Annotated in this window: 18 protein-coding genes and 1 tRNA gene; 4 read left to right on the forward strand and 15 right to left on the reverse strand. The window is 53.8% G+C overall.

Translation table 11 applies throughout. From position 1 onward, the window contains the following. Positions 1-92 precede the first annotated feature (92 nt). The 12 genes from D3P08_RS04175 to D3P08_RS04230 all read right to left on the reverse strand — a co-directional run bounded on the left by D3P08_RS04175 (position 93) and on the right by D3P08_RS04230 (position 11,449). On the reverse strand, positions 93-752 hold the full coding sequence (locus D3P08_RS04175) for a TerC family protein (RefSeq protein WP_119598193.1): 660 nt from the start codon (positions 750-752) through the stop codon (positions 93-95). Positions 753-858: 106 nt separating this feature from the next. After that, positions 859-2,079 (reverse strand): tRNA uracil 4-sulfurtransferase ThiI, encoded by a 1,221-nt coding sequence (thiI, locus tag D3P08_RS04180; protein WP_119598194.1) that lies wholly within the window; start codon positions 2,077-2,079, stop codon positions 859-861. Then, entirely contained in the window at positions 2,076-3,227 is a 1,152-nt protein-coding gene (locus D3P08_RS04185) for a cysteine desulfurase family protein (protein ID WP_119598195.1), read from the reverse strand. Before D3P08_RS04185 ends, thiI begins: the two co-directional genes overlap by 4 nt. 85 nt (positions 3,228-3,312) lie before the next feature. After that, positions 3,313-4,020: a lytic transglycosylase domain-containing protein gene (locus tag D3P08_RS27845; protein WP_119598196.1), complete on the reverse strand. Its 708-nt coding sequence runs from the start codon at positions 4,018-4,020 to the stop codon at positions 3,313-3,315. Positions 4,021-4,152: 132 nt separating this feature from the next. Continuing rightward, positions 4,153-5,736 carry a DUF2339 domain-containing protein gene (locus D3P08_RS04195; protein ID WP_119598197.1) on the reverse strand — a complete coding sequence of 528 codons (1,584 nt, stop codon included), beginning with the start codon at positions 5,734-5,736 and terminating at the stop codon, positions 4,153-4,155. Further along, positions 5,733-6,428: a YwaF family protein gene (locus D3P08_RS04200; RefSeq protein WP_162848358.1), complete on the reverse strand. Its 696-nt coding sequence runs from the start codon at positions 6,426-6,428 to the stop codon at positions 5,733-5,735. Before D3P08_RS04200 ends, D3P08_RS04195 begins: the two co-directional genes overlap by 4 nt. 123 nt (positions 6,429-6,551) lie before the next feature. Continuing rightward, a complete protein-coding gene (locus tag D3P08_RS04205; protein ID WP_119598199.1) occupies positions 6,552-6,887 on the reverse strand; it encodes a DUF1904 family protein in 336 nt (111 codons plus the stop codon). A 29-nt stretch (positions 6,888-6,916) separates the two neighbouring features. Beyond that, the gene (locus D3P08_RS04210; RefSeq protein ID WP_119598200.1) at positions 6,917-7,597 is read right to left on the reverse strand and encodes a response regulator; all 681 of its coding nucleotides are present in this window, start codon (positions 7,595-7,597) and stop codon (positions 6,917-6,919) included. A gap of 11 nt (positions 7,598-7,608) precedes the next feature. Further along, positions 7,609-8,979, reverse strand: coding sequence for a sensor histidine kinase (locus tag D3P08_RS04215; protein WP_119598201.1), 1,371 nt, complete (start codon positions 8,977-8,979; stop codon positions 7,609-7,611). Between the two features lie 22 nt (positions 8,980-9,001). Beyond that, positions 9,002-9,733, reverse strand: coding sequence for a DUF6081 family protein (locus D3P08_RS04220; protein WP_119598202.1), 732 nt, complete (start codon positions 9,731-9,733; stop codon positions 9,002-9,004). A gap of 33 nt (positions 9,734-9,766) precedes the next feature. Further along, entirely contained in the window at positions 9,767-10,681 is a 915-nt protein-coding gene (locus D3P08_RS04225) for a prenyltransferase (RefSeq protein WP_119598203.1), read from the reverse strand. 21 nt (positions 10,682-10,702) lie between these two features. Next, positions 10,703-11,449 (reverse strand): DUF1836 domain-containing protein, encoded by a 747-nt coding sequence (locus D3P08_RS04230; protein WP_119598204.1) that lies wholly within the window; start codon positions 11,447-11,449, stop codon positions 10,703-10,705. A gap of 191 nt (positions 11,450-11,640) precedes the next feature. Here D3P08_RS04230 and D3P08_RS04235 point away from each other — a divergent pair, with 191 nt between their 5' ends. Further along, positions 11,641-12,963, forward strand: coding sequence for a hemolysin family protein (locus D3P08_RS04235; protein WP_240647287.1), 1,323 nt, complete (start codon positions 11,641-11,643; stop codon positions 12,961-12,963). 58 nt (positions 12,964-13,021) lie between these two features. Here D3P08_RS04235 and D3P08_RS04240 read toward each other — a convergent pair whose 3' ends face one another. Next, entirely contained in the window at positions 13,022-13,534 is a 513-nt protein-coding gene (locus D3P08_RS04240; RefSeq protein WP_119598206.1) for a pyridoxamine 5'-phosphate oxidase family protein, read from the reverse strand. Between the two features lie 110 nt (positions 13,535-13,644). Here D3P08_RS04240 and pdxR point away from each other — a divergent pair, with 110 nt between their 5' ends. Further along, positions 13,645-15,057 carry a MocR-like pyridoxine biosynthesis transcription factor PdxR gene (gene pdxR, locus D3P08_RS04245; protein ID WP_240647289.1) on the forward strand — a complete coding sequence of 471 codons (1,413 nt, stop codon included), beginning with the start codon at positions 13,645-13,647 and terminating at the stop codon, positions 15,055-15,057. 107 nt (positions 15,058-15,164) lie between these two features. Next, positions 15,165-15,240, forward strand: a tRNA-Thr gene (locus tag D3P08_RS04250). Positions 15,241-15,370: 130 nt separating this feature from the next. Here the strand turns inward: D3P08_RS04250 and D3P08_RS27850 are convergent. Further along, the gene (locus D3P08_RS27850; RefSeq protein ID WP_276311124.1) at positions 15,371-15,493 is read right to left on the reverse strand and encodes a hypothetical protein; all 123 of its coding nucleotides are present in this window, start codon (positions 15,491-15,493) and stop codon (positions 15,371-15,373) included. A 255-nt stretch (positions 15,494-15,748) separates the two neighbouring features. On the opposite strand from D3P08_RS27850, the gene D3P08_RS04255 reads away from it, so the two are divergent. Next, positions 15,749-15,958, forward strand: a complete 210-nt coding sequence (locus D3P08_RS04255; RefSeq protein ID WP_119598207.1) for a DUF2536 family protein — start codon at positions 15,749-15,751, stop codon at positions 15,956-15,958. A 104-nt stretch (positions 15,959-16,062) separates the two neighbouring features. Here D3P08_RS04255 and D3P08_RS04260 read toward each other — a convergent pair whose 3' ends face one another. Next, on the reverse strand, positions 16,063-18,072 hold the full coding sequence (locus tag D3P08_RS04260) for a fibronectin type III domain-containing protein (RefSeq protein WP_240647291.1): 2,010 nt from the start codon (positions 18,070-18,072) through the stop codon (positions 16,063-16,065). Between the last annotated feature and the right edge of the window lie 191 nt (positions 18,073-18,263).

Consider the following 18,263-nt stretch of genomic DNA (forward strand, 5'->3'; position numbering starts at 1 on the left):
TAGTTTAATGGAACTGAGGCAAAAAAACCAGTAACCTGCCTCTAGTTTCACAAAAAAATAGTCCATGCCTTCCGGCCCGGACTTTTTTTTCGTCAATTTGCTCTTTTCCGAAGGATCGCAACGATCATGACGAACGGGACGCACAGCAGCGGGATCAGCTCCGCTAACGTTTTATCGTAGTGGAAGATCGACGCGTTCACGCCGGGATCCTGCATCAGCATCTCTCCGGCCGCGTAGGCCAGCAGAGCCGCTCCGATGTAGGCAAGGAACGGAAACCTCGTCAGCAGCGTGCCGAGCAGCTGGCTGCCCCAGACGATCATCGGAATGCTGAGCGCGATGCCGAGCAGAATGAGTACGGTGTCGCCTTCTGCGACAGCCGCAATCGCTAGCACGTTGTCCAAGCTCATAATAAAGTCCGCCGTTATAATCGTCCAGATTGCGCTAGCCAGCGTTCCTGATTTTTTCACCTGATGCGATTCGTTAGGAGAGCCGGCGTCCGCGAGCAGCTTAATGGCAATGAGGATCAGCAGAACGGCGCCAACCGCCTGTAGGTAAGGAATTTGCAATAGCTGAAGAGCCGCAACCGTAAGCACGCATCTTAGGCCGACCGCAGCGAAAGCGCCCCACCATATCGCTGCCTTCCGCTGCTTAGCCGGCAGTTGACGGCTGGCCATTGCGATTACGATCGCGTTGTCTCCGCTCAGCAGCACATTGATCAGCACAATTTGCAAAAAGATGAGTAAGCTGTCCACAACATATCTCTCCCCTCTCCTAACAGGGGTATGAACAAGCTGTCCGGAATATGTCCAAAAAACGAAAACAAGCGGCGATTCCAAGGCGGAACGCCGCTTGTACAGGCTAGAACCAGCTGTCCTCTCCCGCCTTCTGCACGGTTGTCGCTTTATTCGGCGATAGAATCATTTGCTCCGTGTTCGCAATGGCGGTTTCAATCATTTCGGTCAGATTCGGATGTCCGGCCTCTATTCGTTCTACAATATGAAGATTCGGGTTTGTGCTTGGCGATTTCGGCAAAAATAAAGTGCAGCAATCCTCATAGGGGAGAATCGACGTTGCATACGTGCCAATCTTCTCCGCTATCGCGATAATTTCCGCTTTGTCCATCATGATTAACGGCTTGAGCAGCGGCAGATCCGTCGTTCTGCCGATGACGTTCATGCTTGGCAGCGTCTGGCTGGCTACTTGTCCAAGGCTTTCGCCTGTCACAATGCCTAGCGCGCCGTTTTTCAGCGCCAATCCCTCTGTAATCCGGAGCATCGCTCTTCTCATCAGCGTGATGATCAGATTGTCCTGCCCCTGCTGGGCAAGCGATGTCTGAATATCTGTGAACGGCACAAGATGAAGCTTGATCGGCGCGCCGCTGTAATAGGACAGACGCTTCGTAAGCTCGATGACCTTCTCCTTCGCCTGCTCGCTCGTGAACGGATAGCTGTGGAAATGTACCGCCTCCAGCTCCAGCCCTTTCCGAAGCGCCATCCAGCCCGCTACCGGACTGTCGATGCCGCCGGAGAGCAGCAGCATCGCTTTGCCGTTGGATCCGAACGGGAAGCCTCCCGCAGCGGGAATCATCTCGCAGAACAAATACGTAGCTTCCTCCTGAATGTCGACGCGAAGCTCCACCTCGGGATTGCGCACGTCTACGCTTAAGTCGGGAAAAGCCCGGAGAATATGCGCGCCGACAAGATGGTTCATCTCCTGCGACTGATGCGGGAAGCCTTTCCACGCCCGCTTCACGCTTACTTTAAACGTCTTAGGGGGCTGCTTCAGCGAGGTCATTAACGACATCGCGGCTGCGCGAATCGACTCCAGCTCCGATTCCGCGCTGATGACCGGACTTAGCGATTGGAGGCCGAACAGGTCCTTCAGCCTGTCGACAATCGGCTCGTGCGGCTGGCCATTCAGCTTCACGTACAAACGTCCGTACGATTTCCAAAAAGAAACGCCTGGATACGGCCTAAGCGCGTTTTTTATTTGCTGCTGCATTTTTTTTTCGAATTGGTTGCGGTTCCGGCCTTTCATGAGCAGGTCGCCGTAACGCAGAACAATTTGGTCGTAGATCAAAATTTTGAGCTCCTCTCAAGCGGCTTCAGCTTCTCGATGACGCTGGTTAAGGCGTTGATCAGCCGATCGATATGCGACTCGTCATGCTCATCCCCAAAGCTTACGCGTATCCCTCCCGAAGCGTGGGCGGGATCGGCGCCGAGCGCAAGCAGCACGCGGCTCGGCTTATTGTCCTTGGACGAGCATGCGGATTTCGTCGATGCCATTATACCATGCTGCTCCAGCGCATGAACGATCACTTCCGGCTTCATGCCGGGGTACGAAAAATGCACGATATGCGGCGCAAGCGGCTCCCCGCCGTTCAGCCTCAGCTCCGGGCGGGTGCGGATGAAGGCTCTTAGCTTCTCTCCGAGTCTCCGCATATTTCTTCCCCGCTCCTCCATACGCTCCATCGACATACGAAGCGCTTTGGCGCCCGCTACAATTGCGGGAACGTTCTCCGTGCCCGCGCGAAAGCCGCCCTCCTGGCTGCCCCCTGACGCTAGCGGGACCAGCTGTACGCCATCGCGAACATACAGCCAGCCCAACCCTTTAGGGCCGCGCAGCTTATGCGCCGAGCCGCTGACCAGATCAATCCCCCACCGTTCAGGGTAGATCGGCACCTTGCCTATGCTCTGCACAGCATCGACATGGAACAAGGTCTGCGGATACGAACGAAGCAGCCCGCCAATTTCTTGGATAGGCTGAATCGTGCCGATCTCGTTATTGACATGCATAACGGTTACGAGAATCGTGTCCTTCGTCAATGCGGCCTTCACATCGTCAACAGCCACATGGCCTGCTGCGTTTACCGGCAAGTACGTAACCCGAAACCCTTCCTTCTCAAGCTGCTTCAGCGCGTCGTGAACGGAAGCGTGCTCAATCGAAGAAGCGATTATATGGTCCCCGCGGCCGCGGTATTGTCTTGCCGCGCCCTTTAGCGCCAAGTTATTGGCTTCCGTTCCGCCGGAGGTAAACAGCCAGCGCCCGCTTCCGGTCCCCAGCTGCGAAGCGATCAGCGCTCTTGACCGTTCGATTAATTTAGCCGCTTCAGCTCCTTCGCCATGCAGGGACGACGGGTTGGCGTAATGCTTGCGCATCACCTCCGCGAGCGTCGAAATGACTTCCTCGTATGGCGGCGTCGACGCGCAGTGGTCGAAATATATCATACAGATCCATCCTCTCTTGAAAACAAGAAGAGATCAGCGATCCGCTTCTCATCGCTTAGAAGCGGCAATCGTGATCTCGATACGGTTATCCTTTGGCCGACTGGACTTTGCCGATATAGCGCTGCGTCTCCGTTGGGAGCTCGTTCAGCCTCGCCATCAGCTCCTCATCCGTCGAAATGCCGAGACGGTCGATTCTGCCTGGCCCCGCGTTATAAGCCGCCAGAGCGACAGCTTCATTGCCGCCGTACTTCCGCAGCAGCATCGCCAAATATTTCGTTCCGCCTTCCACATTTTGCGCGGGGTCAAAGGCGTCGGACACCCCGAGACCGCGTGCCGTCCCATCCATCAGCTGCATAAGCCCCTTCGCGCCGGCATGCGACTGGGCATCGGGATTGAAGCCGGATTCCGTCTTGATGACGGCCCCAATGAGCGACGGGTCAACACCGTATTTGGCTGCAGCGCTTTGAATAAGCTCGCCAAAGGGATGGCCGCCTGCCGAATAATCGAACTTCATATTCGCGGCGCCTTCGGAAGCCTGGGCGCTTGTCAGGCCGTATTGCGCGACTTGAGCCCATAAATCGTTCGACCAAACCGGCGTTCCCGCGGCGGCTGCGGGCTGTTCCGATGCAGCCCCGGCGCCGGATAACTGCGCGTTTAAGATGGTATCGAATAAATCTGCGTTATCGCCTGTTGACGATGCGTTCGTTTGTTTTTTGGATAGCGGTCCGATGTCCAGGCTCGGCGCCAGCTGCGCTTGCAGCAAAGCCTTCATCGTACGCGGATCAATACTCATGAATGGGACCCCCTAAGCTGTCTTGCCGAAAAACCGTATAAGAGTCATATCGGTATTCATTGTACATGTTTTTAGGCTTGCCCGCTACCCCCAGGAACTCCCTGCCATAAAGCTCTTCTTTCGTTGGTTGCGCTACTGCGAATTCGGTGTTTCCGCTTGGACAGGATTTGGCTCCGGTTTTTGCCATTTGCCGTTCATCCACGTCATCAGGAACGATAAGCCCCCGAGAATAAGCAGAACGATCACTTTAAACAAGGCGTCCTTGCCGCTCAAATCCATAAAGATCGTTTTGCATGCGACGATCACGAGCACCGCCGCGCCGAACCAGCGGAAGGTCCGCTCCCGGTAATAAGTGCCCCACAGCATCAGGATAAGCGCATATACAGCCCAAACAACGGACATGGTTAATCCCATGTATACCTTTGGCGAATCATCAAAATATTCCGTGAACACATTTTCAATCTGCCTAGCCATCAGACCGCCCACAATCAGGTGGGAAAGCAGCGCAAAAATTCGGGAGAAGATGCGTCCTGCCGCCGCGGACAGATCCTCGAATTTCAACGCCCTCGCATAGTAGAATCCAAGCGCGGCCAGCATCATCCAAGCGAGCGCTCCCCAATTGAGGAATGGCATATAGACGCCGAACCATTCGCCGCGCGGCGTGCTCCACGTAACCGCGTACCAGAACACGCCGAGGAAGAACCAGATAATGACCCCGAGAATTGTCGCCGCCAGCCAGCGTTTCACGGCGCCGAGCGCCGTTAGCATATAGGCGTATAAAGCCCACATAATGACATTAAACAGGATGCCCTCGCCCAAGCTGTTAATCGCCATAAGCAGGAGCAGCACGCCGCCGAGCCCGAACGATGCCGCGGAGACCGATATCCGTCCGCTGAGCTTATATACCGCGGCTCCCGCAATCAAATAAACAACGGATATAAAGAAGAGCGTATAGCCGTACTCCACATCGCCGTTCCAAATAATAAGAGCCCATATGCCGAACAAAATGCCGTTTGCCGCATTCAGATACAGGTCCAGCCCGTCGAAGCTCAATTTGTTTTTCCAGGAGGATGCGAATAGAGCGACCGTATAGAACAGGAACGCGGCGATCGCGTAACGAATCGGCATGCTCCATACCCCGTCCATCGGCGGCGAGAAATGAACAAAATAAACGATATACATGATCCAAGTGCCGGCAAAGCTGATTATGCGGAGCTCCATCCAGCCTTTAATAATGCTCAGCGCGATAAATGCGATATTTAAAACAAGCAAATATAAGAACAGCGTAAACACCTGATCCGTTTCCGGCCTTAAAAGCAGCGGAGACAATAAGGCGCCGGCGATCGCGACATTCATCAGCATGCGCGACTGGAAACGGTGGGCGTACATCGTAATGCCGGCTGTCACTGCAGTCATGCCGAGCAAAAGGAGAGTCGGCTCCCAGAACGCGTAATAAATTCCCGCGAATGAAAACGTAGCGTACAAAATACAAGCGCCGATGCCAAGCGTAATTTCGCCTGAAATGACAAGCGCCGGCTTCTGCGCAAGCTTCACCCCCGCGATGGACACCCCAATGCCAGCAAGCAGCCCAAATCCGATTTTCATCGCGTTCGTGATCCATCCCTGCTCGATGGAGTACTGAAAGAGCGTAATAAACGCCGTCACAACAAACAACGCTCCGAGCAATGAAGTCCAATGTTTCTTGATCGTATTCATCCTTTTATCCTCCCGTTGATCCAAAATGCAAGCTTTGACACGCCCAGCAGCAAAAGGCAAAGCCCAAAGGCGACCAGCTCCAGCTGGAGCAAATACCACGGCCACGGCGCAAGGACATCCAACAGCGATGCCGTACTCGGCTTGCGGGCCAAAAACATAAAGTTGGTTGTGCCTGTCACGATGTTGACGACGGCCGCCGGAACCGCAAGCGCGTGGAGCCACAATAGAGCGGCGAACACGGAGCGGATCGTCGGGCGGTACCGTTCCACCGTGATCAAATAGACAGCCGAGGCGATAATGCCGATATGCGCGATAAAGAAGTGGAAGTAGCGGAAGTGCGGAAACGGCTCATCCAGATTAGGCGTCACCATCGCCTGCAGCGCGCCGAGCGTCCCTAAGAAAAAAACGATCGCGTACAGCTGCTTCACCCGGAACGCAAGCGCCGCCGCCGATATCAGCAAGGTCAGACTGCATAGCTGAAAGGGAAGCGAACCGGCGTTCCATGAATCTTCCATGACATAAGACAACTGCAGCGAAATTTCACAGACGACAAGCAGCAGCGCCATGCCAAGCCGGAACCGCCGGTTCGCTTTATCTCCCCGCAGACCCTGCCGGCCTATTGCAATAGCGGCAAATGCGACCACCGCAACGACCAGTGCTGCCGCATGCTGAGCCGAAAACATTTCAAACATTTGGCGCTCACTCCATCCCTGAACATTCACCATTTTAGTACCTGGTTACAAAACCGATTTTACATCTTTTTGCCATAAAAAAAATAGTACCAACATTTCATGGTACTATTTCGCATTCGCCGGTCAGGCTTGTACAGCCTTTCCGTTTATGTAGTAGCTGTCTTCGCGGTAAGCGTGAAAGACAATCTCAATATCGGGGACACCCAGCTGCCGAACATGCCCGGTTACTGCTTCCGCGAAACGGTCCCGCGTCTGCTGTCCGCGCTCGAACCAGCCGACCTCGATGAGCGCATAAGCGGGATCGTCCGGCCCGTTTCCGAATACGTTCGTCGTATGCAAGCAGCTCATCGTAAAGTTATCCGTCCCGCAGCCGCATATTGCAGCCAGCTCTTCGGCTAGCGGTTGAGCGGCTTCCTTCAGCCGCTCAGCCGGTACGCCGCGAAATAAAAGATGAGGCATCAATCATACTCCCCTTTCCATTATCAAAGTCATGATTTGTCGTTTTTCTGATCGAGCAGCCCCATTTCCTTCACCTTGGCCGCCGCTTCCTTGGAACCTTCCAATCCCATCTTCTTCAAAATGTTGTTGACGTGGTTTTTAACCGTTCTCAGCGTAATAAACAGCTTTTCCGCGATTTGCGGCTGAGAGTAGCCTTCATGAATGAGTCCGAGCAGCTGCAGCTCGGAAGGCGTAATGAGATCGCTCATTTTTTTGGCCTCGAACTCCCGCTCTATCGCCTTCAATCGTCGGAACTCCTCGCGAAGCTGCTCCGCTGCAGCCGCGCTGATCGGCGACTGCTTGCGGTAAGCCTGCCGGATCGCCTCCGGCAGCTGCTCGAAGCTGCTTTTGATTTGATAATCGATTGCCCCCGCCTGGAAGGACCTTAGAATAAACTCCTTCTCTTCCATCGACGTCAGCATGATGACCCTCGCTCCCGTCGACATGGCCGCTTCCTCCGCCAGCCGAATGCCCTCGGGGCGGCCGTCCAGCATTATGTCCATCAGCACCACGTCAGCCGGCTCTTCGGCCGCGAGCAAAGCCTCGCGAAGCTCCTCGCCGCTGGATGCCGTCCATAGCATGGAGAAATCCGGCTCCGCGCTTAGAAAATGCGTAAGCCCCCTTTTCCAATCCGGATCGTCCTCCACTAAGCCGACTCGAATGATTTCCATTTTTATCGCTCCTATTCACCGCCGCGCTCCGCAAGCAGCGTTTTTTTCGGAAATGCGAGATAAAAGGTCGTGCCCTCTCCCTGTTTGGACCGTACGGTAAGCGAGCCTTTATGCTTGCGCATGACATGATAGGCGTACGGCAGGCCGAGCCCGAAGTTATGCCCGGTTCGTTTGGTCGTGTAGAACGGCTCGAATACCTGCATGCGCAGCGAGCGGTCCATACCGGGACCGGTATCGCGGATTTCGAGCACCAGCTCGCGCTTCGTCTCCGTGAGCGAGACGAAGAGGCTGCCTTCCTTCCCCATCGCTTCAATCGCGTTGTTCGCGATGTTCGTAACCGCCTCGGACACTTGAGCGCGGTCAATCATCCCCGTCCAGCCCCTGCTCAGATTTGTGTGCAGGGCGATACTGCCAAGCGACGGCTTAAGCGCATGAAGCGCTTCCTCCGCAACGGCGGCCAAATCGGCTCTCTCGAGCCGCAGCGTAATATCCTCCGTGCGCCGATGGACCCGGGCGACCATCTCTTCCATATGCCGAGACGCCGCCAGCACGGCCTCTACATCGGCCAGCAGCTCCTCTTGCTTGGTCTCTGCGGCGTATCGCTTCATTTTCTCCGCGAACAGCCTCAGCTTGCCGGCGTCATTTTTGATCGCGTGATTCAGCATGGCCGTGCCCGACGTAACCGCCCGCAGCGTGAAATCAAACCGTTTCCGGTCGATCAAAATTCGAATCCCCATAAAACCGTATGTAAATAGTCCTAATACGAATACGATCGTGCCCAAGCCTACAATCCAGGTATTATAGACCCACATCCGCAGCATCCCCATGCTCGGAAGCACGTAGTTCATAAACATGACGAACAGCACAGGCGGCAGTACCGCGAAGCATACCACCCAGTGCGTTCTGGCATAGATCGTCGGCGGCACCTTTTTGAACAGAACGAATGCTGTGCCCAAAAGAATATATGGCACCGCCCACCAGACGACGATATCAAACGTAATCGGATACGTTTCATTGTAGGACGGCGTAAACAGAACACATAAAATGACGGGGAGCAGCAGCACGAGCGGAAGGGCGATCGATACGCTCCGGCTTAATCGGACGCCGCGGTAGGCGACGGCAAACAGTATAAAAAAATAAGGAATGCCATAATAGGAAAATACGGATGAGAACGCTTGCAGCTTATACAAAGCAAGCTGGGCGCTTTCGCTTGCGCCCGCTTCCGCCGCATACGACCGCCAGGAGGCGTCCAGCACCGCCGCCAAGGCGCCTGTGCCCCCGCTTAGCGCGAGCGCGCCCAGACGCCTGTTAACGGCGGAGCCTGGCTCAGAGAGCCATAGGATTGCCGCAATCGTACATAAAGCGATGAAGACAAATAACAAAGTGCAGCCTCCTTCGGGAGTGTTATTCCTTCACTTCTATCGTAATCGGCGACCATTCCGCGATAACCGTCTGGCCATGAGCGGATACGCTGCCCTCCGGCGTTAAATCCTTCTCCGTCATGATGCCAAGCGCTACGGTAAATTGATTGAACTTCACCGGCGTATGTTGCTCTCTGCGAATTTCGGCGCCGTTCACGTAAAACACGACTTCGTCGGTCTGACGGTTGTACGTAATTTTGTACGTATTGAACGCCCGCGGCTCGAACCCTTCGTTCGCTTCCTTGAAGACGCAGAAATATTTGGTGCGGTCGCTCTCCGGTACCGTAACGCCGGGGAAAGGCAGAACCGCGTACACGCTGGCGTACTGGTCGTTGCTTACAAAGAAATCAAGCGCTCCGCCCGTTGTGAAATCAAGCAGGTTGAGCGAAACATAGCCGTCGTACAAATCGCCGGGCGCCGTGCCCGACGTTCTTGACCGAATCTTCAGCTCGAAGCTGATCTCGCCGGATTCCGGCACGTCGACCGGCTTGGCGGAATAATACATATGCTTGGCGTTGTCGAGAATTTGGATCTTGTCATGCTTGCGGCTGATCGTCGCTCTTGTGTACAAAATGCCGTTACGGACGATCACGACCGCTTCCGGCTCGCGGTATTGCCAGAACGAGCCGTCCGGCAGCGGGAACCCCCCGATCTTCCAAACTTCGCCTTCATTTAGTATCGTGTGAAAATCGCCTAGTGTCCATGTGTTGGTCATTGTATGCCTCTCCTTGTATGCTGTTCGTGTTCGTCAGTGTAATGCGCCTTGCAGAATCAGCGCCGCCATCAATACCGTTCCGCACCGAATGGCTGCCTGCATTGAAGCCCCCATAAGCGGCAAATAAGCGGCGGACGGGTTATGCGATCCTAAGCGGCCATAAACCAAATATATCGGAATGGCGGTTACAAGAGCAAGCAGCGCATACAGCGGAAGCGCGCCGGTCAACGTGCATACGATTAACGCCGCGTACGCCAGCAGCATAAGGATGCGCGAGAACCTGAGCGCCCGCTCTTCGCCCCACACGACGACCAGCGTTTTTTTGCCCGCGCTGCGGTCCGCTTCCCAATGCAGGAAATGATGGTTGAACAAAATCAATGTCGTCAACAGCCCGATCGGAAGCGACAGAAGAAATGCCCGGTAATCCAGCCCGCCCGCTTGGACGTAATAAGAGCCCGCTACAGGAAGCACGCCGAAGGAAAGCAGAATGCCGATTTCGCTGTAGCCCTTGCCCCTGTATCCGAACCGGATCGGAGGCGCGACATAGAAATAGGCGATAAACGCTCCGGCGAGGGCGAACGCAAGCACCGCCCACCCGCTGGTTAGGCTAAGTATGATGCCGCATGCCGCCGCTATCCAGAACATAAGCCATGTGACAAAGCGGAAGCGCCCCAGGCTCCAGGTTCCGTTAGTCAAATAGCCGGAATTCGTAGAGATCGCCCCCTCCGTTCCTTTGGCGGCCGTATCCGTTCCATTCTTATAATCCCACAAATCGTTAATCATATTGGAAAACAAATGCGCGGCGCCCGCTCCAAGCAGCGTGACCAGGAACAGGACGGGATGGAATTCGCCGGTCCACACGTACGCGCCGAGCGCCCCAAGCGCCACCGGTATGAGCATTACGGGAATGACACGAAATCTGGAGGCTTTTAGAAATTGTTTAATCATCGATGCACAACCTCTCTGTTCTCAAAAATTTCTTCTATATAAGGTAGCTTGGCAATAACGTCTGGCCAGCGCCTGCAGCTTGGCAGCCTGCACGGAAATGACCGCCACGAACAAAAAATTGCGCACCGCTTCCCGCTGGTCCGCCGTCAAATCCGGAACCGCATTCGCCGTTTTGGCCGCTTGCTCCCTCACCGTCTTCTCCAGGAGCTCCGTATTTAGGGAATCCCAAGCTTGCTGCCGGTTAAGCTCCTCGTACATCCCGGAGTAAAAAGCAAAGACGGACAACGGAGACAAACCCGCGGATTGAAACAGAATCGCAAACAGCCGCCTAATCGAGTCAAAATCGAGATTCGCCTTCAAATCGTCGATCATCAGCAGCAAAGCCGTTTGGTCGAACGAATATTTTTTCCCTGCTCCCGGACATTCGAAATAAGGCTTAAAATCCCGCTTCACCCAATTTTGCATGGCGGATGCGGATAACGTAGAAAATTCGAGCAGCTTCCCTAAATCGGATATTTCATGTAACGAAAATCCTTTACGGACGCCGCAGCGCATCAGCTTCTCCGCAATGGAAGGCAGAGGACCGGGCGGCAGTCTTTCCGGATCCGCGCTTCCGTCGGCCCGTATCCATGCGCCGAACAATATATCGGAAGGAGATTTCTCCCCCTTGCCGCAAAGGGACAGCAAAACATTCGCCAGCTCGAATCGAGAAAGCGAATAAGTGACCATATCTCTCACCTGCCTGTTAATCCGTTCATATGAACTCATCTTATGCCTGTGAATGGCTATTGTAAAGCCTCGAAAATCGATGAGAATGACGTTTTCAGACCGATTAAATGCGTCTAAACGAACGTGAACCGCCTATAACGCTCCTTTTCGCAGTTGTCAGTACTTGTAATCTTTCGTTATAGTAAAGCATATAAAACTATAAAACATAAAAAGGGTAGTGAGAATCGAAAATGGGTAGTAGTGACATATGGCTTAATTTATTCATGATTGCTCTTCTAATTTTTTTGACTGCTTTTTTCGTCGCGACGGAGTTTGCCATCGTTAAGCTGCGGGCGAGCCGGATCGAACAGTTGGTGCAGGAGGGCCGGAAGAACGCGCTTGCCGTTCAGAAGGTGACGAGCAATCTGGATGCCTATCTGTCGGCGTGCCAGCTTGGCATTACGATTACCGCTCTCGGACTTGGTTTCTTGGGAGAACCGACAGTAGAAAAAATACTTTTACCCGTATTTGACGGCATGGAAATGAACGAAGCGCTTAGCCATGCGCTGTCCATCGGTATCGCATTTATCGTCATTACGTTCATTCACGTTGTCGTCGGAGAGCTTGCGCCGAAATCCTGGGCGATTCAGAAGGCGGAAGCGATTACCTTCTTAACGGCAAAGCCGATCATTTTTTTCCATAAATTAATGTATCCTTTCATTTGGCTATTGAACGGCTCGGCCAATGGGCTTGTTCGGATGTTCGGCCTGAAGCCGATGAAGGAGCACGAAGAGGCTCATTCCGAGGAAGAAATTCAATTGATTCTGAACGAGAGCTACCAAAGCGGCAAAATCAACAATACGGAATATGGCTATGTAAGCCGGATCTTCGCGTTCGATGAGCTGCTGGCCAAAGAAATTATGGTGCCTCGTACGGATATGATTTGTTTATATACGAACTATTCGCTGAAGGATAACCTAGAAATTATCCGGAAGGAACAATATACGCGCTTTCCTGTCGCGCTAGAGAGCAAAGACAATATCGTCGGCATGATCAATACGAAGCAATTGTTCCTGGAATACGATGTCGACAAAGAATTTGATCTGAAGAAGCTGATTCATCCCGTGCTTAGCGTTTCCGAGGTGACACCGGTCAAAATGCTCCTGAAGCGCATGCAGCAGGAACGCGTTCATATCGCGATTCTGGTAGACGAGTACGGCGGAACCTCCGGCCTGATTACGATCGAGGATATTTTGGAGGAAATCGTCGGGGAGATCCGGGACGAATTCGATGCCGACGAACGCAAAGAAATCGAGCTGCTGGCGGACAATTGTTACTTGCTTGACGGCAAAGTGCTGCTGGACGAACTCGGCGAGCTTACCGGCATGAATTTCGAAGAGGAAGACGTCGATACGATCGGCGGCTGGCTGTACAGCAAGCTGGTTGATCCGAAGCCAGGCAAGGAATATCAATACGAGCACTTAAAATTCATTATTCGTGAGACAAGTAAAAACCGGATTCGCAAAATCGAAATGCAAATCGAACAGCCTCAGCTGGAAGGCGAAACGGCTTAATGAATCAATAGACCAAAAGGTCTGCATGACGTCGAAAGGACGGGATGCAGACCTTTTTTTACGCTTGCGGCACTTCATTCTCCTTCGCAGTGCGCCTTTGCACCACCAGCTTAAATACGGCTGTCCGGCTGCCCATCGAGGAACGGTAACGCTCGACATGCGACCTTGCCAGCGGCGAATCATAGTAGCCCGGCACGTATTTATCCAGCATCGCCTGCATCGCCTCTGTCGCCTCCACGATATCCGGCACAGCCTCCATCCGGCCGAAAGCCATTACGCTCATGTAGGCGGTGTCCGTGTGGGCGGGAACCGGATGCGGCACCGTCCCGAAAGACTCGCTCACCGCTAAGCACGCTTCGTTATGTTGCTCCATTACGCGCATCTTGCGCCCCTCCTCCGCTCCGTGGAAATAAAAAGCGCCGCGCTCCTTGATCCACACGAAGTTAAGCGGCACGACATAAGGCATGCCTTGATCGGATAACCCAAGGAAGCCGGTTTCGGCTTGCTCCAAAAAAGCTTCGATTTTTGATTCGTCCGTGCACTCGCGTTTTTTCATTCTGACGGAAAACATATGGTCCATCCCCTTCTCAAAGCGTTGATCGTTATGGTACTGTCACTATATAAGGAATTTGTCACTACCGAAAGTGACAGAAAATCGAAAATGATGAGGGACAGATTACGATGTCAATGTTATCTATTACACCGCTGCTGACCAAAGACAGCAAGATGCCCATTTATATGCAGCTGTATCTTTATATCCGGAAGGAAATCGAAAGCGGCGCTTTAGCCACAAATCAGCATCTGCCTTCAATACGTCAGCTCGCGCAGCATCTGGGCGTCAGCAAAAATACGGTAGAAGCCGCTTACGGCCAGCTCGCGGCCGAAGGCTATGTGGCAAGCCGCGAAAGGGGCGGCTATCGGGTAGAGCGGCTTGAGGAGATCACTCCCCTTTTAAAACCGCTTGAAGAGACGGCGATGCCTCACACCAACGCGAAGCCGCAGAAGCCGGATTTCGATTTCCGTTACGGCGAAATCGCCTTCGACCGTTTCCCGCATGCGCATTGGAAAGCCTGTGTCGTCGAGGCGCTCTCCATGGAGCCTGAACAAGTGCTCGGATACGGCGATTCGTTAGGGCATTACGGGCTTCGCGAGGAAATTGCCCGCTACGCGTATCAGTCAAGGGGCGTCGTCTGCCATCCGGATCAAATCCTATTAAGCGCTGGAACGCAGCATGCGGTCAGCATGCTGATTCAATTGCTTGGTCTCGGATCGTCCGGGATCGCCATGGAGGAGCCTGGCTACGACGGCGTTAAATCCGTGATGCGCAATAGCGGCTGCACCATCCTGCCGATTCAGGTGGAGGCCGACGGCATTCATGTCGAACAACTGCATGAGGCTGGCGCCGAAGCTGGGGTCGTCTATGTTACGCCTTCCCATCAGTTCCCGCTTGGCATGGTCATGCCGATCCAGAAACGGCAAAAGCTATTGCAATGGGCTGTCGAAAACGAACGTTACATTATCGAAGACGATTATGACAGCGAGTTCCGCTACAACAGCGCCCCCATCCCCGCTCTGAAGGCGCTGGATACGAATGACAGAGTTATTTATTTAGGCACGTTGTCCAAATCGTTTTTGCCCGCGGCGAGGCTTAGCTACATCATTATGCCGGCCAGCCTGCTGGATGGCGTTCATCGCAAGCTTGAGCTATACAGCCAGGCTGTGTCTCCCATCATCCAGCAAGCGGTTTGGCTGTTCATGAAGCATGGCCACTTCATGCGGAATGTGCGTCGCATGAGGCGCGTTTATCAGTCCCGTCACCGAGCTTTGACCGAAGCCATTCGCGAGCATTTTGGCGAACGCGCCGAAACGATCGGCGACCGGTCCGGCATGCATCTGCTCGTGAACCTGAAGGGATGCCGCTCCGAGGATCTTATCGCGCTGGCGGAGCAGCAAGGCTGCAAAGTCTATTCGCCCGCAAAGCATTGGAACAATCCGTCCGACTGCCCGCCATCCTATGTCATGCTTGGCTTTGGCGGCTTATCGGAGCAGCAGCTGTGGGAGGGCGTCCGGCGGCTTAAGGAAGCTTGGTTTTAAGCAAGCTTCCTCGCCGCAATTATTTGAAAATTTAAACTTCAAGAAAACACTTGCATAACCATTCACGGATGTGCAATAATACATCTTGTCTTCAAGAAAAAACACATGCCGCTGTAGCTCAATTGGTAGAGCAACTGACTTGTAATCAGTAGGTTGGGGGTTCAAGTCCTCTCGGCGGCACCATCAGCGACATAACTAACGCTTTCGCATCTGTGTGCGGGAGCGTTTTTTTCTATTCCCCGGAAAGCAAGAAAAAACGGCGAGCCGACTTTGCTGGCTTCACCGTTTTCATAAGATTGCATATATCCTATTTTTATTCGTCCGCTTCGTCCCATTTTTTAGAGTACGCTTTTTTGGTCACCCACAGGGTGATCCAGGTAACGAGCGCGATAATTATAATGGAGAATATCCATACCGACGTCGGTACATTGCCCATTGCCATGCCTCCTCTCTGTCCCTCTATTGTACACGAAACCGCCGGCAGCAGGCGGCGCAATCGTTAACAATTTTAGAACTTTTACCGTATTAGCATGCCTCTTCTAAAAAATCTCCTCTTTCGCAATTATCCGCTTTATCCTTGAGATGCCCGCATTTGCCGTTCCTCATACTTTGAGGACAAAATTGGAACAACCGGTCATCGCAGATGTATAATAGATCTTAACAGGAACAACCATTAGGAGGATTCGATTTCATGGAATTTAAGCTTGACCTGATCGAAACGAAGATCGAATTTTTCGAGGCGTCAACGATTCAAGCGCTGGAGGAGCGGATCGAAAAGGCGATCGAGACGAACAAAGCGCTGATGCTGGACGTGCATGCCGTGTCCCATCAAGTCACATTCGATCCGCGCAGCGAAAAAATGCGCTATACCGCGGCAGTCCACTTTAAGCTGAAGAGGTGAGCTCGCCCTGTAGTGGCGTTTTGTGTCAATACGGCCGTTATATGATTTGTATCGCATCCCTAATAAAGCCCCGCGCGCAGTTCTAGCGTGCGGGGCTTTATGGCTTATTGCAGGCGCCAAAGCGCCGGCACGTTAGGCGGTTCCCAGCCCGCCAGCGATGTATGCGGCTGCAGGCAAATATAGGTCTGGCCGGCGTATGTCACGACATCCCCCGCCGCATAGCTGGTCTGCGTCGTCCATGTTGTCGTGCCTCCTGTTCCGCCCTGAGACGTCGACACCGTGAGCGAATTGCTGGCAGCGGATAGATTCCCCGCAGCGTCTCTCGCCTTAACGGTGAATGTATACGAAGTGTTCGCCGTTAAGCCGCTGATCGTCGCCGTTGTTCCCGTCACATTCACGCTCAAGGAGCCGTAATAGACGGTATACCCCGTCACAGCGACGTTATCGGTTGACGCGTTCCAGGACAAAGCGACCGAGGAAGCAGTCGCCCCTGTGCTGACCAGTCCGCTTGGCGCGGCAGGCGCTTGCGTGTCGGCTCCAGTGCCGGGTCCGCCGCCGCAAGGGCCAATGAGCTTCCATACGCCCCATGCTCCGCTTTGATCGGGACGGTCTCCTCTCGTCCACCATTGCGCCTCGTACACGCTGCCCCCGTAGGAGACGCGCTGACCGCCTGTGTAGACCGTGTCCGCGCTCCAAGCTTGAACGGCGCACGAATTGCTTACCGTATCGGTCGTCACCGTAACCGTTCCGCTAGCGGCAGATTGATTGCCAGCTGCGTCTCTTGCCTTTACGGTAAATGTATACGCCGTACCCGCAGAGAGGCCGTTAACCGTAGCCGCCGTACCCGTAACGGTCATGGATTGGCCTGAGCCATAGGTAATGATATAACTCGTTACGCCGCGATCGTCTGTCGACGGGTTCCATGCCAGCGACACACTCGTTGATGTTTTGCCAGTGGAACGGAAATTGGTTGGAGCTGTAGGCGGCGTAATATCAGGCGAGCTGCCTCCGTCGTACTGGTCGAGATAGGCGCGATGGCTATTCGAGAACTGATAATTCACATACTTATCCCAGTTAATCGACCAGGTCATAAGCCCTTTCAGCTCCGGATAGCCTGCCGGATTGCGCAAAACGTAGCTGCCTCCAAACGATTGTCCTTTTATTAAATAATCCAGCGCCTTCTGGACATTGGCTTCCGTCGTGTAACCCCCTCCCGCCGCCTGCGGCGACGCGGGTAGTCCAATCAAGATTTGATCGGGCCGAAGCGGCGGGAAGACGTTGTTCGTATTGCCCGCAACCGGGAAGCCGACAAGCATCATTTCCGCCATGGCGACGTGGAAATCCGGCGTGCCCTGCGTATAAGCTCTGCCGTCCGGGCCAAGCATGGAGCCCGAGTTGTAGTGCTGGACATGCAGATAGTCGATATCGTTACGAAGCGCGTGAATGACCGGCAAATAGGCGCCCCACACGCCGCCGTACTGGCCCGATCCTCCTTGTACATAAGCCGTCTCCGGCGCCATCGTCAGCAGGAAATTCGAGCCGTAGCCGCTCAATATTTCTTTCGCCGCCGCAATAAGATTCACGATTTTGGGCGTCGTAGGATTTCGGAAATCCGTATCGCCGCTGTTCAGCGCCAGCGAGCTGCCCTCCAGATCGATATCGAAGCCGTCGAAACCATAGGTGTTTATGATGGTTTTCATCGTTTGAACAAAATTCGTCTTCGCCTGCGCCGTCGTCAGCTCCACCGTGCCGTTTGCGCCTCCGATGGAGATCAGCACCTTTTGGCCGCGCGCCTGAAGGAAATCAACATCCGCTTGAAACTCGCTGACGGTCGAGTTGTAAGGTGTAAATACCATATTGCCTGTCTGCGATCCGCCAGAAGGCTCGGCAAACGCAACCTGAATGACGTCAAAATTCGGTGAAATATCCCGCAGCCGTATATTGGCAGAGCCGTTATCGAAATTATGCCAGTAGCCTACTAATATCTTATCCCCGGCTGCCGCCTCCGCCTTCGGAGCGCCAAACGGAAAGCCCGTCAGCAGCAGCAGCCCAGCCATTATAATCAGCCCTGCCCTCGCCCAAGGCGAAGCTGCCTCAGCATGTAAAGTCATCATCTTTTGATCTCCTTTCGAAAGGAACATAATGGACAACCCGTATGAAAGCGATTCCAAATTAAAGCTGCCGAAGAACACCTCCTTACGTGTAAAGGTTTTGATCCGATGGTGGCTGTTTAGAAGGTAAAAAGCGCGATGCGTGCAGGATAGAGTGGAAGGAAGCTGGCGATGCGGGAGACGGCATGTTTAAC

Source organism: Paenibacillus nanensis (assembly GCF_003583765.1).
GTDB classification, from domain to species: domain Bacteria; phylum Bacillota; class Bacilli; order Paenibacillales; family Paenibacillaceae; genus Pristimantibacillus; species Pristimantibacillus nanensis.

Excerpts from the sequence above, each read along its gene's own strand:
- D3P08_RS04185 (WP_119598195.1), bottom strand. The coding sequence starts at position 3,227 with ATGATATATTTCGACCACTGCGCGTCGACGCCGCCATACGAGGAAGTC.
- D3P08_RS27845 (WP_119598196.1), bottom strand. The coding sequence starts at position 4,020 with ATGAGTATTGATCCGCGTACGATGAAGGCTTTGCTGCAAGCGCAGCTG.
- D3P08_RS04195 (WP_119598197.1), bottom strand. The coding sequence starts at position 5,736 with ATGAATACGATCAAGAAACATTGGACTTCATTGCTCGGAGCGTTGTTT.
- D3P08_RS04200 (WP_162848358.1), bottom strand. The coding sequence starts at position 6,428 with ATGTTTGAAATGTTTTCGGCTCAGCATGCGGCAGCACTGGTCGTTGCG.
- D3P08_RS04205 (WP_119598199.1), bottom strand. The coding sequence starts at position 6,887 with ATGCCTCATCTTTTATTTCGCGGCGTACCGGCTGAGCGGCTGAAGGAA.
- D3P08_RS04210 (WP_119598200.1), bottom strand. The coding sequence starts at position 7,597 with ATGGAAATCATTCGAGTCGGCTTAGTGGAGGACGATCCGGATTGGAAA.
- D3P08_RS04220 (WP_119598202.1), bottom strand. The coding sequence starts at position 9,733 with ATGACCAACACATGGACACTAGGCGATTTTCACACGATACTAAATGAA.
- D3P08_RS04225 (WP_119598203.1), bottom strand. The coding sequence starts at position 10,681 with ATGATTAAACAATTTCTAAAAGCCTCCAGATTTCGTGTCATTCCCGTA.
- D3P08_RS04230 (WP_119598204.1), bottom strand. The coding sequence starts at position 11,449 with ATGAGTTCATATGAACGGATTAACAGGCAGGTGAGAGATATGGTCACT.
- D3P08_RS04235 (WP_240647287.1), top strand. The coding sequence starts at position 11,641 with ATGGGTAGTAGTGACATATGGCTTAATTTATTCATGATTGCTCTTCTA.
- D3P08_RS04240 (WP_119598206.1), bottom strand. The coding sequence starts at position 13,534 with ATGTTTTCCGTCAGAATGAAAAAACGCGAGTGCACGGACGAATCAAAA.
- pdxR (WP_240647289.1), top strand. The coding sequence starts at position 13,645 with ATGTCAATGTTATCTATTACACCGCTGCTGACCAAAGACAGCAAGATG.
- D3P08_RS27850 (WP_276311124.1), bottom strand. The coding sequence starts at position 15,493 with ATGGGCAATGTACCGACGTCGGTATGGATATTCTCCATTATAATTATC.
- D3P08_RS04255 (WP_119598207.1), top strand. The coding sequence starts at position 15,749 with ATGGAATTTAAGCTTGACCTGATCGAAACGAAGATCGAATTTTTCGAG.
- D3P08_RS04260 (WP_240647291.1), bottom strand. The coding sequence starts at position 18,072 with ATGATGACTTTACATGCTGAGGCAGCTTCGCCTTGGGCGAGGGCAGGG.